The sequence below is a fragment of the Streptomyces nogalater genome (assembly GCF_039532885.1).
GTDB classification, from domain to species: Bacteria; Actinomycetota; Actinomycetes; order Streptomycetales; family Streptomycetaceae; genus Streptomyces; species Streptomyces nogalater.
In genome coordinates, this window is record NZ_BAAASM010000006.1 from 242,253 (window position 1) to 255,281 (window position 13,029).

Below are 13,029 nucleotides of genomic sequence, written 5' to 3' on the forward strand. Positions count from 1 at the left end.
GATCCCGTACTGTCGTCCGTCCCTTGGGAGCCCGTATGGCAGACCGCCCGCCGGACCTCTCGTCCAGGAACCCCGACTGGTGGCGTCAGGCCGTCATCTACCAGGTCTATCCCCGCAGCTTCGCCGACGCCGACGGCGACGGCCTCGGCGACCTCCGGGGCCTGACCCAGCGGCTGACCCACCTCGCAGCGCTCGGCGTCGACGCGCTGTGGCTGAGCCCCTTCTACCCCTCCGAACTCGCCGACGGCGGCTACGACGTCATCGACCCGCGTGGTGTCGACGAACGCCTCGGCACCCTGGACGACTTCGACGCCCTGGTGGGCGAGGCGCACCGGCTGGGCCTGAAGGTCGTCGTGGACATCGTCCCCAACCACACCTCCCACCTGCACCGCTGGTTCCAGGAGGCGCTGCGCGCCGGGCCCGGGTCGGCGGCCCGGGAGCGGTACGTCTTCCGGCCGGGGCGCGGCGCGCAGGGGGAACTGCCGCCCACCGACTGGCAGTCGGTGTTCGGCGGCAGCGCCTGGCACCGGGTGGCGGACGGGGAGTGGTACCTGCACCTGTTCGCCCCCGAGCAGCCCGACCTGAACTGGGACAACGAGGAGGTCCGCGGCGACTTCCGCACCACCCTGCGGTTCTGGTCCGACCGGGGTGTGGACGGCTTCCGCGTGGACGTCGCACACGGCCTGGCCAAGGACCTCACCGAGCCGCTGCGGGACCTCGGCGCCCTCGGCACGGCCGGCGAGACGGCCCTGCGGCACCTGCCGCCGGGCAGCCACCCGTACTGGGACCGGGACGAGGTGCACGAGATCTACCGCGACTGGCGCAAGATCTTCGACGCCTACCGCCCGCCGCGCATGGCCGTCGCCGAGGCCTGGGTCCCGGGCGGCCGCCGGTCCCTGTACGCCCGCCCCGACGAACTCGGCCAGGCCTTCAACTTCGAGTACCTCCAGGCCCGCTGGGACGCGGCGGAGCTGCGCGGGATCATCTCCGGCGAGCTGGCCACGGCCCACTCGGCCGGTGCCTCCGCGACCTGGGTGCTGTCCAACCACGATGTCGTACGGCACGCCTCCCGGCTGCTGCTGCCGCCCGGCACCGACCCGGACGCCTGGCTGCTCACCCACGGCACGGCGCCCTCCGTCGACCCGGCCGCCGGGCTGCGCCGGGCCCGGGCGGCGACCCTGCTGATGCTGGCGCTGCCCGGCTCGGCGTATCTGTACCAGGGGGAGGAACTCGGCCTGCCCGAGGTCGCCGACCTGCCCACCCAGGTACTCCAGGACCCGATCTGGGAGCAGACCGGCCACACCCGCAAGGGCCGCGACGGCTGCCGGGTGCCGCTGCCGTGGACGACGACCGGACCGTCCTACGGCTTCGGGCCCGGGGCGGGCTGGCTGCCGCAGCCGGCGTCCTTCGCGGCCTACGCGGTGGAGGCGCAGACCGGGGTCGAGGGCTCCACGCTGGAGCTGTACCGCACGGCCCTGCGGCTGCGCCGCAAGCTGCTGGACGGCGAGACGCTGACCTGGGCCCCGGACGCGCCGGCCGGCGTCCTGGACTTCACCCGCACCGAGGGCTGGCGCTGCGTCACCAACCTGGGCACCGAGCCGGTGCCGCTGCCGCCCGGCGAGGTCCTGCTCGGCAGTGCCCCGCTGCCGGGCGGCGGGGCGCTGCCGCCGGACACCACCGTGTGGCTGGCCTAGGCCCTTCCGGCGGGGGCTAGCCGGCCGGCGGGGCCGGGCCCGGCCCGGCCCCGGTGGTGGTGCCGCCCGCGATGCCGTCGATGTCCACCGGCGTGGAGGTGGCCGACGGCGGCGGGGTGAGGACCACCTGGGGCCGGCCGGCCGCCGGGGGCGGCGGGGTCAGGTCGGAGTCGGGCAGCTTGGGCGGGGTGGTCTGCTGGAACAGGGTCCGGTCGAAGTCGACCAGGCCCGTTCGCTCCATCACGGAGATGTGGTCCAGCACGGTGTCGTTGGCCTGGTCGGCGAGGGCCCGCACCAGCGAGTTCTTCGTGGTGGAACGGATCTTCGCCACCGTGTTGAAGATGGAGCCGTGCGTCATCCGCAGGATGTTGGCGAAGTCGGTGTCGAACTGCCTGCCGCTCTCCCCGTCCAGCTGCCGGACGAAGCCCCGCTGCTGGGGGCTCGCCTCGTCGGGCAGCGTGATGTCCAGCATCGGGGCGATCTTCCGGCAGGTGGTGTCGAGCGCCGCGTGCCCGTCGACCAGGTGCCGGCTCGCCGTGATCACCGCGGGGGAGCCTCCCTTGCGCAGCCCGAGCTGCCCGACGGGGTACTCCCACAGCCCGGCCGCCCGCACCTTCACCACGAAGTCCCGGTCCTGCTCGGTCAGCGGCCCCCACTGGGTACTGGCGATGACGCGGTCCGGCGCGCCGGAGACCTTGCTCAGGCCGAGCATGCCCGGGTAGGCGAGCGCGGCGAGGGTCAGGGCCATCGCACCGCCCACGAACAGCGTTCCCGTCGCGTTCCGTGAAAAGCGCACCGTGCCTCCTGCCGGGGTCTTCCGTCGACGGTCCGGACGCGCGGCGGTACGCGGGGTCCGGACACCCAGGCGGTACGGACGCGGGGCGGGTTCGTCTCAGGGCACACGGGTAAAGAATCGGCCGCTGCCGTCGGCCGGCCCTTGTCCGCCGCCCGGGTGAAGGCTGACCTCCGCCGCCCTGGGCCTACGGCGCGGCCTGGAGCCGGCCCAGCTGCCGCCGGACGTTCTCCAGCGCGCCGCGCCGGCGCCCGGGCACCCTGAGGCGCAACTCCGCGAGCGCGGTGCCGAGTTCGCGGGCCGCCGCCGGGTCCTCGACGCGGCTCCACTGGTGGTGGGCGCGGTCCACGGCCGCCTCCACGGCGGGCGCGTCCGCCGTCTGCCCGGCGGCCAGCCGCGCCTCGGCCACCGCCAGCCAGGCCCGGCAGCTGCGCACCGGGTCCCCGGCGAACATCGCCAGGTCGGCGCGGACCTCCCGCCAGTGCAACGCCTGCTCGGACCCGGCGCCGTACGCCCGCACGGCGGCCTCCTCGTACCGCGCGGCCAGATCGTCCGCCTCCCGGTGCAGGCCACCCTGTACGGCGGCGCTGATGGCGGCATGCGGATCGACGTCGGTCCGGTCGCTCGTCCGGGCGCCGGGCCCCTCGCTCGGCCGGTCGCCGGGCCGGTCCGCGGCGGGTTCCCAGGGCGCCGGAAGCCCCGGCGCCGAAAGGCCCGACGCCGCTGCGAGGGCGGCCGGGGGTACCGGCGGTGCCGAGGGGGCCGGGGGTGCCGAGGGTGCCGGGGGTGCCGGGGGTGCACCGCTCGCCACGTGGCCCCCCGCGTGTGCCAGCAGCAGGTTCCCCCGGGTCTCCTCCGGTATCCGGCTCAGGGCCTGCTCGTGCAGGATGCCCAGTGGGGGGCGGTGGCCGCTGCGCAGGAGGGTCGCGACCGTCTTCATGTACGCCGGCTCGGCCGGGCCCCGCCGGGCGGGCGGGGCGACACGGCCGTACACGGCGGTGGACGGCCCGCAGTCGAGGCCGCGCTCGGTGACGTGCTTCCAGGCCTCGGTGTCGGCGTGCAGGTCGACCACGAGCGCGGTGTCCGCGGCCGAGCGCAGGCGCAGCTCCTCCCGGATCCAGTGCCAGGGCAGCGCGGTGTAGCGGACGGTGGCCGCCGTGGTGCGGGCCAGGGCCAGATGGGGCCGGTGCTGGCGCCGGTCCAGGTGCAGTTGCCCGGTGAGGTACACGGTGAGCGGCCCGGGCGCCGCCGCGGCGGCCCGCAGCCGGGTCAGGACGGCCTGCGGTTCCAGCGGGTCGGCGAGCTCCACGACGTTCGCGGTGTCGGCGCCGGACAGCACGGCGGGGGCGACGGCCGCCAGCACCGGCAGGACACCGGCGGCGTCCACCAGACGCCCCCGGCCCACCGGCGCGGCCGCGAGCAGCAGCACGGTTCCGGGCATCGTGCCTCCCCCTGTCACCCTGTGGCCCCCGGGAGCCCCGTCGGTCCCGAGGGCTCCGTAGATCCGCTCTCCAGCCAGCACCGTAACCGCTGGCGCCGCGCGCCGGGGCCTCAGTACCGCAAACATCCCTGTTCGAGGTCGCCCGGCGGGCCCCCGCCGCCGGGCAGCCGCCGCACCGCGAAGATCGTGGTGTCGTCCGCCAGCCGGCCCCCGGTGTGCCGCAGTACGCCGTCGCGGACCCGGCGGACCAGCCGGTGCGGGGCGGCCCGGCGCGGGTCGGCGCGGACCGTCCGGGTGACCTCGCGGGCCAGGTCGTAGAAGTCGCCGGGCCCGTCACGGGCCTCGGTCACCCCGTCGGTGACCAGCAGCAGCGTCTCGTCCGTCGCCAGCGGCACCCGGCGCACGGGCGGCAGCAGGCCGCCCGCGAGGTCGGCGCAGCCCAGCGGCACGCCCTCGCCGCTGGGCAGCTCGCGGACTCCGCGCGGGCCGACGACCAGCGGTGGTTCGTGACCGAAGTTCACCATCTCCAGGGTCTCCGGCGTGCCCGCGGGGAAGGCGATCAGGACGGCCGTGGCGAACCGGTCGCCGTCGGCCCCGCCGAGCGCGGCGGTGTGGGAGCGGTGCCGCAGCATCCGGATCTCCAGCCGCTCGGCGACGATCCCGATTTCCTTCTCGTGGTACCCGGCCTCGCGGAACGTGCCGAGCAACGCGGCGGCCGCCTCCACCGCGCCGAGGCCCTTGCCCTGCACGTCGCCGACGAGGACGCGGGTGCCGTGCGGGCTGGGCTGGATGTCGTAGAAGTCGCCGCCGACCCGGGCCTCGACGTCGGCGGCCAGATACACCCCCGCCTGCTCCAGCCCGGCCCAGTCGGGCGGCAGCGGGCGCAGTACGGTGCGCCGGGTGGTGTCGGCGATGTCCCGGATGTGCACGACCTGCCGTTCCCGGCGTACGCGCACGGCCGCGGCGAGGGTGGCCAGGGCGCCGCCCACGGCGACCAGGATGAAGTCGCCGAGCCCGGCCTGGTACTGCTCGGGCCAGGCGCTGTCCACGAGGACGTACGTGGCCACCGCCAGCAGCCCGTACCCGGCCGTCGTCCACACCCCGCAGATCGCCGAGGAGATGCCCGGGACCAGGACGATCCAGGAGATCATCCGCAGTCTCTCGCCGGTGGAGAAGTCCAGCAGGACGATGCCGGTGAGGAGCAGCAGCGGGGGCAGCCAGGCGACGCTGCGCCCGCGCACCCGCAGCAGCGGTCGCCGCCCGTACTCCATCCACGTCACGGCCGGCAGCCCTCCATGCCCCCAAGCGAAGCACGGGGGGCAACCGCACGCATCCGGGCACCGGCCACCCTCCTGGCCGAGTTGCCGGGCCCTCCTCGCAGGTGTGCCCTGGTAGCCAAGGCAGATCGGGGGCGAGGAGTAAATCGGGGGGCGAGGAGTAAGGAGTGCTCTCATGGCTCAAGCGGCACCCGCGCCCGGCGGCATGTCCCGGCCCGGCCGCACGCCCGAGGCGGAGGCCCGGGCGTCCGACGTACGCGCCCGCCCGCCCGACGTCTTCGACGCCCGCACCCACAGACTGGCCCGGCTCGCCGTGCCGGTCGTGCTGGGCCTGGTCTACGGCTACTGGGTGGCGGCCAACAACCGCTCCGGCGGCCCGATCACCGGCTGGAACCTGCTTCTCGGCTTCGTCAGCGCGCTGGTGTTCGCGGTGCTGTGCATGGTGCTGCTGACGCTGGCGCCCCTGATGCTGCGGGAGGTGCACGCACTGCTGTGGACCGCGTTCGTCGGCTGCGCGTTCGGCTTCCTGTACGCCCAGACCGGCAAGCCGGTGCTCCGGTCGATACTGATCTCCCTGCTGGTCGCGGCGGCCACCTTCATCGCCTTCTTCTACCGCTACTACACGCGGGAGGACGCCTTCGGACGCCGGATCCGCTGAGCGGCGTACGGGCGGCGAACGGCGCGTGGGTCCCGGACGGTCCGCCGGGACCCACGCCTTTCCCCGTGTGCCCCTTTCGCCCCACCGGGGCAGGGGCCCGGTTCCGGTCCGGCTCCACGACCCATGAGAAGCCGGCCGCGCCGGAACCACCCAGCACCAGCAAACACCCGCCCGGACGAACCCTCCACCGGAGGATGGAACCCTCCCTTGCGCCACACGGGTCCTCCCGCCGCCCGAACGCAGTGCTCCCGCTCGCGCCCGGGCTCCGGGGGCCCTTGCCTGGACATGTGCCCTCACGACGCCTCAGGAGCGCCCTGTCGGCCGTCCTGATCACCCTGTCCTGCCTCCTCGTCCCGTTCGGCGCGCTGGCGGCCTGGGCGGCGTACGGGCTGGCCGACACGGGCCGGTACGTCACCGCCATGGCACCGCTCGCCGCCGACCCGGCCGTGCGGGAGGCCGTCGCGGACACCGTCGGCGACGGCCTCCTGCGCGCGGTGGACCAGCACCTGGACGTCCGCCCGGCGCCCGTCTCGGTGCGCCCGTTCGTGCGGGACGCGGTGCGCTCCTTCACCCAGACCCGGGCGTTCCGGCTGGCCTGGGACACCGGCAACCGGGTCACCCACGACGCCGTGCTGCGCGCCCTGCGGGCGCGGGACGAGCGTGCCGTCACCATCGACCTGGCCCCCGTCACGGCCCAGGTCAAACGCCAGCTCGCCCGCGACCACGTGCCGCTCGCCGCGCGCATCCCGGTGGAGCACACCGAGGTCGCCGTGCTGCCGGCGGACCGGCTGGCCGCGTTCCGGAAGGGGTTCCACGTGCTCGAAGTCGCCGGTACCTGGCTGCCGGTCGCGTCCGTGGCGTTCGCCGCCGGCGGGATCGCGCTCGCCGTCCGCCGCCGCCGGGCGGTGGCCGCGACCGCCCTGGGCACGGCGCTGGGCGGCGCGCTGCTGGTCCTCGCCCTGCGCGTCGGCCGCGCCCTGACCCTGGCCGACCTGCCCGCCGGTGTGTCGCACGGTGCCGCGGGCGCGGTCTACGACGCCCTGACCGGCTCCCTGCGCACCGCGGCCTGGCTGCTGCTCGGCCTCGGCCTCGCCGTCGCCCTCACCGTCTGGCTCACCCGCCGGCTACGGCTCCCCCGCCCCGCACGAGCCCGACGAGCCTCATCGACACCCGCGCCGCCCCCCGCACCGGCACCGACCCGAGCCCAAGCCTGACCCCGCACCCCCTGCCGACGGCAAAAGCCACGGACACCCCCGGACCGACACGACGACCACCCCCACACCCCCCGCCTCACCCACCGCCCACGGCCGCCCCGCCCCGCGCGAGCCCGGCCAGCCTCGCCGACGCTCACGCCGGCACCGACCCGAGCCCAAGCCCGGCCACACCCTGAACCCGCCCCCCTGCCGACGGCAAGAACCACGAACACCCCCGGCCCGGCACGGCAACCACCCCCACACCCCCCGCCTCACCCACCGCCCACGGCCGCCCCGCCCCGCGCGAGCCCGGCCAGCGTCGACAGCGCCCGTGCCAGTTCCCGCTCCGGTGCCGAGCCGAGTCCGAGTCTCACCGCGTCCGGGGCCCGGCCGGTACCGACGGCGAAGGCCGTTCCCGGGGTGACGGCGATCCGGTGGTCCAGCGCGGCGGCCGTGAAGGTGTCCGCCCGCCACGGCGCCGGCAGTTCCCACCAGGCGAAGTAGGCGGCCGGCTCGGAGCGTACGGCGAACCCGGCCAGCTTCTCGGCGAGCAGCCGCTGGCGGCGCCGCGCGTCCTGCCGTTTGGCGGCCACCAGCCGGTCCACGGTGCCGTCGCCGAGCCAGCGCACCACCGCCTCCAGCGCGAACCCGCCCGCGCTCCACCCGCCGGACCGGACGGCCCGCGCCACCGCCTCGGCGCGGCCCGGGGGCGCGACGACGAAACCGGCGGTGAGACCGGGCGCGACCCGCTTGGACAGGCTGTCCACGAGGTGCACCAGGCCGGGCGCGAGCGCGGCGAGCGGGGGTGTGCCGCCGGGCCGGAGGAAGGCCCAGATCCGGTCCTCGACCACCGGTATCCCCAGCCTGTGGACACAGTCGGCGAGCTGCCGCAGCCGCCCGGCGCTCGTGGTCAGCGAGGTCGGGTTGTGCAGGGCGGGCTGGAGATAGAGCGCGGACAGCGGCGCGCCGCGGTGGGCGTCGGCCACCGACTCGGGCACGGGCCCCTCGGCATCCGTGGCGAGCGGCACCAGGACCAGACCGAGGCGCGCAGCGATCTCCTTGACCAGCGGATACGTCAGGGGCTCCACCCCGACCCGGCCACCGGGCCGGACCAGCGAGGCGAGGGCGGCGGCGATCGCCTGGCGGGCGTTGCCGGTGAACACGATCCGCTCCGGCCCGGCCCGCAGCCCGCCCTGGGCCAGCAGCGCGGCGACCGCCTCCCGGGCCGCCGGGGTGCCCGCGGCGGCGGCCGGCCGTAGCGCCTGGCCGAGGGCGTCCGGCCGCAGCAGGGTGGCGAGCGCGGGGGCCAGCAGCTCCGCCTGGCCGGGCGCGGTCGGGTAGTTCAGCTCCAGGTTCACCAGCGGGGCGCCGACCGCCTCGGTGAGGGCGAGCCCCGGCTGCCCGTCGGGCGCGGTGGCCCGGACGAACGTGCCACGCCCGACCTCGCCCACCACCAGCCCCCGGCGCACGAGTTCGGCGTACACCCGCCCCGCCGTGGACGGGGCGATACCCCGTCGCCGGGCGAACGCCCGCTGCGGCGGCAGCCGTTGGCCGGGACGCAGCCGCCCGCCGGTGATGTCGGCCGCGATCCGGTCGGCGATGCGTCGGTAGTCGTCCACAAGTCCCCCTGTCGTCCGGCGCGTTGGATTGCACCGAGGGCAAAGATCTTATTGCGCCGAGCAAAAGGCCGCGCCTAGGGTCGTGCCCATGCCCGCCTTCCTCGCGTACACCGACAAAGGCCCCGAAACCTCTTCCCGCATTCCCCTCGTCCTCGTCCACGGCCACCCCTTCGACCGCACGATGTGGGACCCGCAGCTGGCGGAGTTCTCCGCCGGCCGCCGGGTGATCGCCCCCGATCTGCGCGGCTACGGCGCCTCCCCCGTGACCCCCGGCGCGGTCCCGCTCTCCCGCCACGCCGAGGACCTCGCCGGGCTGCTGGACCACCTGGCCGTGGACTCCTTCGCCCTGGCCGGCCTGTCCATGGGCGGCCAGATCGTCATGGAGTGCTACGACCGCTTCGGCGACCGCATCCGCGGCCTGGTCCTCGCCGACACCTTCCCCGCCGCCGAGACCCCCGAGGGCAGGCGGGGCCGCAACGCCATGGCGGACCGGCTGCTCGCCGAGGGCATGCGGGGCTACGCCGACGAGGTGCTGGAGAAGATGGTCGCCCCCTACGCCGACCCCGAGGTCAAGGCGCACGTGCACCGCATGATGACGGCCGCCCCGCCCCAGGGCGCCGCGGCGGCCCTGCGCGGCCGGGCCGAACGCCCCGACTACCGCGCCCTGTTGACGAGGGTCGCCGTGCCCGCCCTGGTCCTGGTCGGCGCCGACGACACCTACACGCCCGTCACCGACGCCGAGGCCATGCACGCGGCCCTGCCCGACTCGGCCCTGCACGTCATCGAGGGCGCCGCCCATCTGCCCAACCTGGAGCGCCCCGAGGAGTTCAACCGGCACCTCGCCGCGTTCCTGACCCGGCTGGACGAGGACGCGTAGCCCCGCCCCCACCCGACGCCCACGGGTCCGCCCCCGCCCGGCGGGAACCGGCCCAAAACTCCCCACTCCCCCATAATGGGCCCATGCCCCGAGAGTTCACCATCGGCCTGACCCCTCCCGACTGGCTGGTGCGGAACCTCAGGCCCCAGCAGGCGCCGGTCAACTGGGCCGCCGCGGCCCGCGCGGCCATCGCCATGGCCCTCCCCCTGGCCGTCGGCCTCGCCGCGGACCGCCCGGCCTACGGCGCCCTCGCCGCCATGGGCGCCCTGTCCGGGGTCATCGGCGACACCGCCGACGCCTACCGGATGCGCATCCTCAACATCGCCGTCCCCCAGCTCTTCGGCGCGGTCGGGGTGACCCTGGGCACCCTGGCGTACGGGCACGGCTGGTACGCGGTCGCCGCGGTCACCGGCGTCGCGCTGGTCTCCGGCATGATCTCCACGATCGGCGCGGTGGCCTCGGTGTCCGGCCTGCTGCTGCTCCTGAACTGCGTGGTCGGCGCGGGCCTGCCGCTGCCCTCCCCCTGGTGGCTGGCCCCGGCCCTGATGACCGGCGGCGGCCTGCTGGTCCTGCTCCTCGCCCTGCTGGCCTGGCCGCTGCGCGCGGGGGTCCCCGAGCGGACGGCGGTCGCCGCCACCTACCGCGCGGTCGCCGACCTGCTCGCCACCGCCGGCACCGACCGCGCCGAGGCCTACGAGGAGGCCCGCCGCGCGGTCACCCAGTCCCTGAACGAGTCCTACGACCTGATCCTGGCCCGGCGCGCCCGCCACCACGGCCGCAGCCCCGACCTGACCCGCCTGCTGGCCCAGCTGAACGCGATCACCCCGATGATCGAGGCCGCCCCCGCCGCCCACCTGGCGGCCCGCCCCCTGTGCCCGCAGATCCCCGAAGCGGTCCGCGCCCTCGCCCGCCGGGTGGCGACGGACACGGCCCCCCTGCCTCCCCCGGACCTCCCCGTCCCCACCACGGAGACCGCCCGGGCGGTGGACCACGCCCTGCGCCACACCGCCGAGGTCGTCGCCGCGCCCGACGTGGACCCCCGGGGCATCGACGACCGCCTGGGCCGCCCGGCCACGCTCGGCGTCCGCACGGCCGGTGCCGCGCGCAACGTCATGCTGTCCGCCAACTCCTGGCGCTACGGCGTCCGGCTGGCGCTGTGCATCGGACTGGCCCAGGCGCTGGTCTCCCTGGTCCCCGTCCCCCGCTCCTACTGGGTCGCGCTGACCGTCACCTTCGTCCTCAAGCCGGACTTCGGCTCGGTGTTCTCCCGCGCCCTCATGCGCGCCGTGGGCACGGTGGCCGGCCTGGTGGTGGCGGCGGTGATCCTCGCCGAGGTCCCCCTGGGCTGGTGGGACGTGGTGGTCCTGTTCCTCCTCGCGCCCCTGATCCCCGCCCTGACCCCGCGGGGCTACGGCTACCAGACCGCGGCCATCACCCCGGTGATCCTCCTGCTGTCCGACGTCCTCAACCGCCAGGGCACGGCCCTGCTGCTGCCCCGGCTGAACGACTCGCTGCTGGGCTGCGCGATCGCCCTGACGGCCGGCTACCTGTGCTGGCCGGAGAGCTGGCACACCCGGGTGGGCGACCGGCTGGCCGACGCGGTGGCCGACACGGCGGTCTACGTCGAGAAGGCGTTCGGCCCCGGCACCGACCCGGCCGCGCGGGCCCGGATGCGCCGCCGTCTCTACCGCGACCTGTCCACCATCCGCACCGAGTTCCAGCGGGCCCTGACCGAACCGCCGCCGACCGGCCGGCGGGCCGCCGCGTGGTGGCCGCTGGTGGTGGCGGTGGAGCGCATCGTCGACGCCACGACGGCGGCCCGGGTCCGCGTCAAGCACGGCGCGGCGGCCCCGTCGGCGGCGGAGATCGCGCAGGTGGCCCTGCAACTGCGGGAGCTGGCCGAAGGCGTACGGCGGGCGCGGACCCTGACCGCCGTACGCACCGATCTCACCGGGCCGGCGGACAGTGTGCTGGAGCCGTTGCGCCAGGAGGTGGCGGCGGCCCGCTCCATCACGTCGCCGCGTTGACCGATCCGGCCACATCGGGCCGCTAACCTTACGTGTCCGTCCTGGCCAGCGATCGACGGGCTACAACTCACGCGAAGGGTTGCGCACATGGGCATCTTCACTCTCCTGCGGAACGCGTTCGGCCGCTCACGCAAGCCACGAGCCACCGAGCCGGAGGGTGCCCCCGAGACCCCCGAGCAGCCCCCCGTCCCCGAACCCCGCCAGACCCCGGCCGAGGAACACGAACTGGTGGCAGCGGCCTTCGACAAGGTCACGGTCCCCCACCAGACACCTCCGGCGGAAGCGACACCGAAAACAACAGCCACCACCAAGCCGGAACCAGAACGAAAGCCGGAACCGGAAGCGGAGCCGGAGCCGGAAGCGGCAGCCACACCGGAGCGGACGCCGGAACCGGAAGCAGCAACGCAGACAGCAGCCGAACCCGAACCACGGCCGGAGCCCAAGCCGGAAGCGGCAGCCACACCGGAGCCGACGCCGGAGCCGGAGGCGGCGACGGAGACGGCAGCCGAGTCCGAACCGGCGCCGAAGCGCGAGCCGGAAACCCCGGCGGAGCCGGAGCCCGACCCGCCGACGGAGACGGACCCGCAGGCCGCCGACGGCGAGGACGCCCCGCAGGGGCCACCCGCACCCGACGACGAGACCCGCACGGGTGGTGCGGGTGGGAACACGACCGCCGAAGGCGAAGCCGAGGCGCCGGCGGACACCACCCCGCACGCAGACCCCCCGAAGCCCAAACCCGCCACCCCCCTCACCAGGGTCAAGTCCCGCACCCCCACCCTCACCACCGCCTACAAGGCCGCCACCACCACCCTCAGGAAGAAGAACCTCACCGGCACCCGAGCGAAGCTCTACCTCGTGCTGGACCGCTCCGCGAGCATGCGCCCGTACTACAAGGACGGCTCCGCCCAGGCCCTCGCCGACCAGATCCTCGCCCTCGCCGCCCACCTCGACGCCGCCCCCTCGGTCCACGTCGTCTTCTTCTCCACGGAGGTCGACGGCACCACCGACCTCGCCCTCGCCCCCGGCCACGACACGAGGATCGACGACGTGCACGCCGGCCTCGGCCGCATGGGCCGCACCAGCTACCACGCCGCCGTAGCCGCCGTACTCGACCACTACGACACGCACACGAAGAGCGACACCGCCCCCGCCGCCCCCGCCCTCGTCGTCTTCCAGACCGACGGCGCCCCCGACGCCAAGACCCCTGCCACCCAGGCCCTCACCGAGGCCGCCGAGACCCACCCGGGCGTCTTCTTCTCCTTCGTCGCCTTCGGTGACCACGACAACAAGGCCTTCGACTACCTCCGCAGGCTGAAGACCCCCAACGCGTCCTTCTTCCACGCCGGCCCCACCCCCCGCGAGCTGACGGACACGGAGCTGTACGAGGGCGTCCTCGCCGACTGGCGCCCGTGACACACCGTAGCCACCCGGCCGCCCCTTCCCAGTGCGC

At 75.5% G+C, this 13,029-nt stretch carries 10 protein-coding genes; 6 read left to right on the forward strand and 4 right to left on the reverse strand.

Features of this window, described 5'->3' with window-relative positions; translation table 11 throughout:
* Positions 1-35: 35 nt before the first annotated feature.
* Positions 36-1,694: a glycoside hydrolase family 13 protein gene (locus tag ABD350_RS06815; RefSeq protein ID WP_344346854.1), complete on the forward strand. Its 1,659-nt coding sequence runs from the start codon at positions 36-38 to the stop codon at positions 1,692-1,694.
* Between the two features lie 16 nt (positions 1,695-1,710).
* Here ABD350_RS06815 and ABD350_RS06820 read toward each other — a convergent pair whose 3' ends face one another.
* From ABD350_RS06820 to ABD350_RS06830, 3 genes are all read right to left on the reverse strand, one after another.
* The gene (locus tag ABD350_RS06820) at positions 1,711-2,442 is read right to left on the reverse strand and encodes a DUF4142 domain-containing protein (protein ID WP_382466731.1); all 732 of its coding nucleotides are present in this window, start codon (positions 2,440-2,442) and stop codon (positions 1,711-1,713) included.
* Between the two features lie 232 nt (positions 2,443-2,674).
* Entirely contained in the window at positions 2,675-3,928 is a 1,254-nt protein-coding gene (locus ABD350_RS06825) for a hypothetical protein (RefSeq protein ID WP_344346855.1), read from the reverse strand.
* Between the two features lie 110 nt (positions 3,929-4,038).
* The gene (locus ABD350_RS06830) at positions 4,039-5,199 is read right to left on the reverse strand and encodes a PP2C family protein-serine/threonine phosphatase (protein ID WP_344347052.1); all 1,161 of its coding nucleotides are present in this window, start codon (positions 5,197-5,199) and stop codon (positions 4,039-4,041) included.
* A 181-nt stretch (positions 5,200-5,380) separates the two neighbouring features.
* On the opposite strand from ABD350_RS06830, the gene ABD350_RS06835 reads away from it, so the two are divergent.
* A complete protein-coding gene (locus ABD350_RS06835) occupies positions 5,381-5,863 on the forward strand; it encodes a hypothetical protein (protein WP_344346856.1) in 483 nt (160 codons plus the stop codon).
* Between the two features lie 287 nt (positions 5,864-6,150).
* On the forward strand, positions 6,151-7,077 hold the full coding sequence (locus tag ABD350_RS06840) for a hypothetical protein (protein ID WP_344346857.1): 927 nt from the start codon (positions 6,151-6,153) through the stop codon (positions 7,075-7,077).
* Positions 7,078-7,328: 251 nt separating this feature from the next.
* On the opposite strand, the gene ABD350_RS06845 is transcribed toward ABD350_RS06840, so the two are convergent.
* A complete protein-coding gene (locus ABD350_RS06845; protein WP_344346858.1) occupies positions 7,329-8,675 on the reverse strand; it encodes an aminotransferase-like domain-containing protein in 1,347 nt (448 codons plus the stop codon).
* Positions 8,676-8,763: 88 nt separating this feature from the next.
* Here ABD350_RS06845 and ABD350_RS06850 point away from each other — a divergent pair, with 88 nt between their 5' ends.
* The 3 genes from ABD350_RS06850 (at position 8,764) to ABD350_RS06860 (ending at position 12,992) form a co-directional block, all read left to right on the forward strand.
* Positions 8,764-9,552 carry an alpha/beta fold hydrolase gene (locus tag ABD350_RS06850; RefSeq protein WP_344346859.1) on the forward strand — a complete coding sequence of 263 codons (789 nt, stop codon included), beginning with the start codon at positions 8,764-8,766 and terminating at the stop codon, positions 9,550-9,552.
* 83 nt (positions 9,553-9,635) lie between these two features.
* Entirely contained in the window at positions 9,636-11,579 is a 1,944-nt protein-coding gene (locus ABD350_RS06855; RefSeq protein ID WP_344346860.1) for an FUSC family protein, read from the forward strand.
* An 87-nt stretch (positions 11,580-11,666) separates the two neighbouring features.
* Positions 11,667-12,992, forward strand: a complete 1,326-nt coding sequence (locus ABD350_RS06860) for a VWA domain-containing protein (protein WP_344346861.1) — start codon at positions 11,667-11,669, stop codon at positions 12,990-12,992.
* Positions 12,993-13,029: the final 37 nt, after the last annotated feature.

Excerpts from the sequence above, each read along its gene's own strand:
- ABD350_RS06855 (WP_344346860.1), top strand. The coding sequence starts at position 9,636 with ATGCCCCGAGAGTTCACCATCGGCCTGACCCCTCCCGACTGGCTGGTG.
- ABD350_RS06835 (WP_344346856.1), top strand. The coding sequence starts at position 5,381 with ATGGCTCAAGCGGCACCCGCGCCCGGCGGCATGTCCCGGCCCGGCCGC.
- ABD350_RS06825 (WP_344346855.1), bottom strand. The coding sequence starts at position 3,928 with ATGCCCGGAACCGTGCTGCTGCTCGCGGCCGCGCCGGTGGGCCGGGGG.
- ABD350_RS06815 (WP_344346854.1), top strand. The coding sequence starts at position 36 with ATGGCAGACCGCCCGCCGGACCTCTCGTCCAGGAACCCCGACTGGTGG.
- ABD350_RS06820 (WP_382466731.1), bottom strand. The coding sequence starts at position 2,442 with ATGGCCCTGACCCTCGCCGCGCTCGCCTACCCGGGCATGCTCGGCCTG.
- ABD350_RS06850 (WP_344346859.1), top strand. The coding sequence starts at position 8,764 with ATGCCCGCCTTCCTCGCGTACACCGACAAAGGCCCCGAAACCTCTTCC.
- ABD350_RS06830 (WP_344347052.1), bottom strand. The coding sequence starts at position 5,199 with ATGGAGTACGGGCGGCGACCGCTGCTGCGGGTGCGCGGGCGCAGCGTC.
- ABD350_RS06860 (WP_344346861.1), top strand. The coding sequence starts at position 11,667 with ATGGGCATCTTCACTCTCCTGCGGAACGCGTTCGGCCGCTCACGCAAG.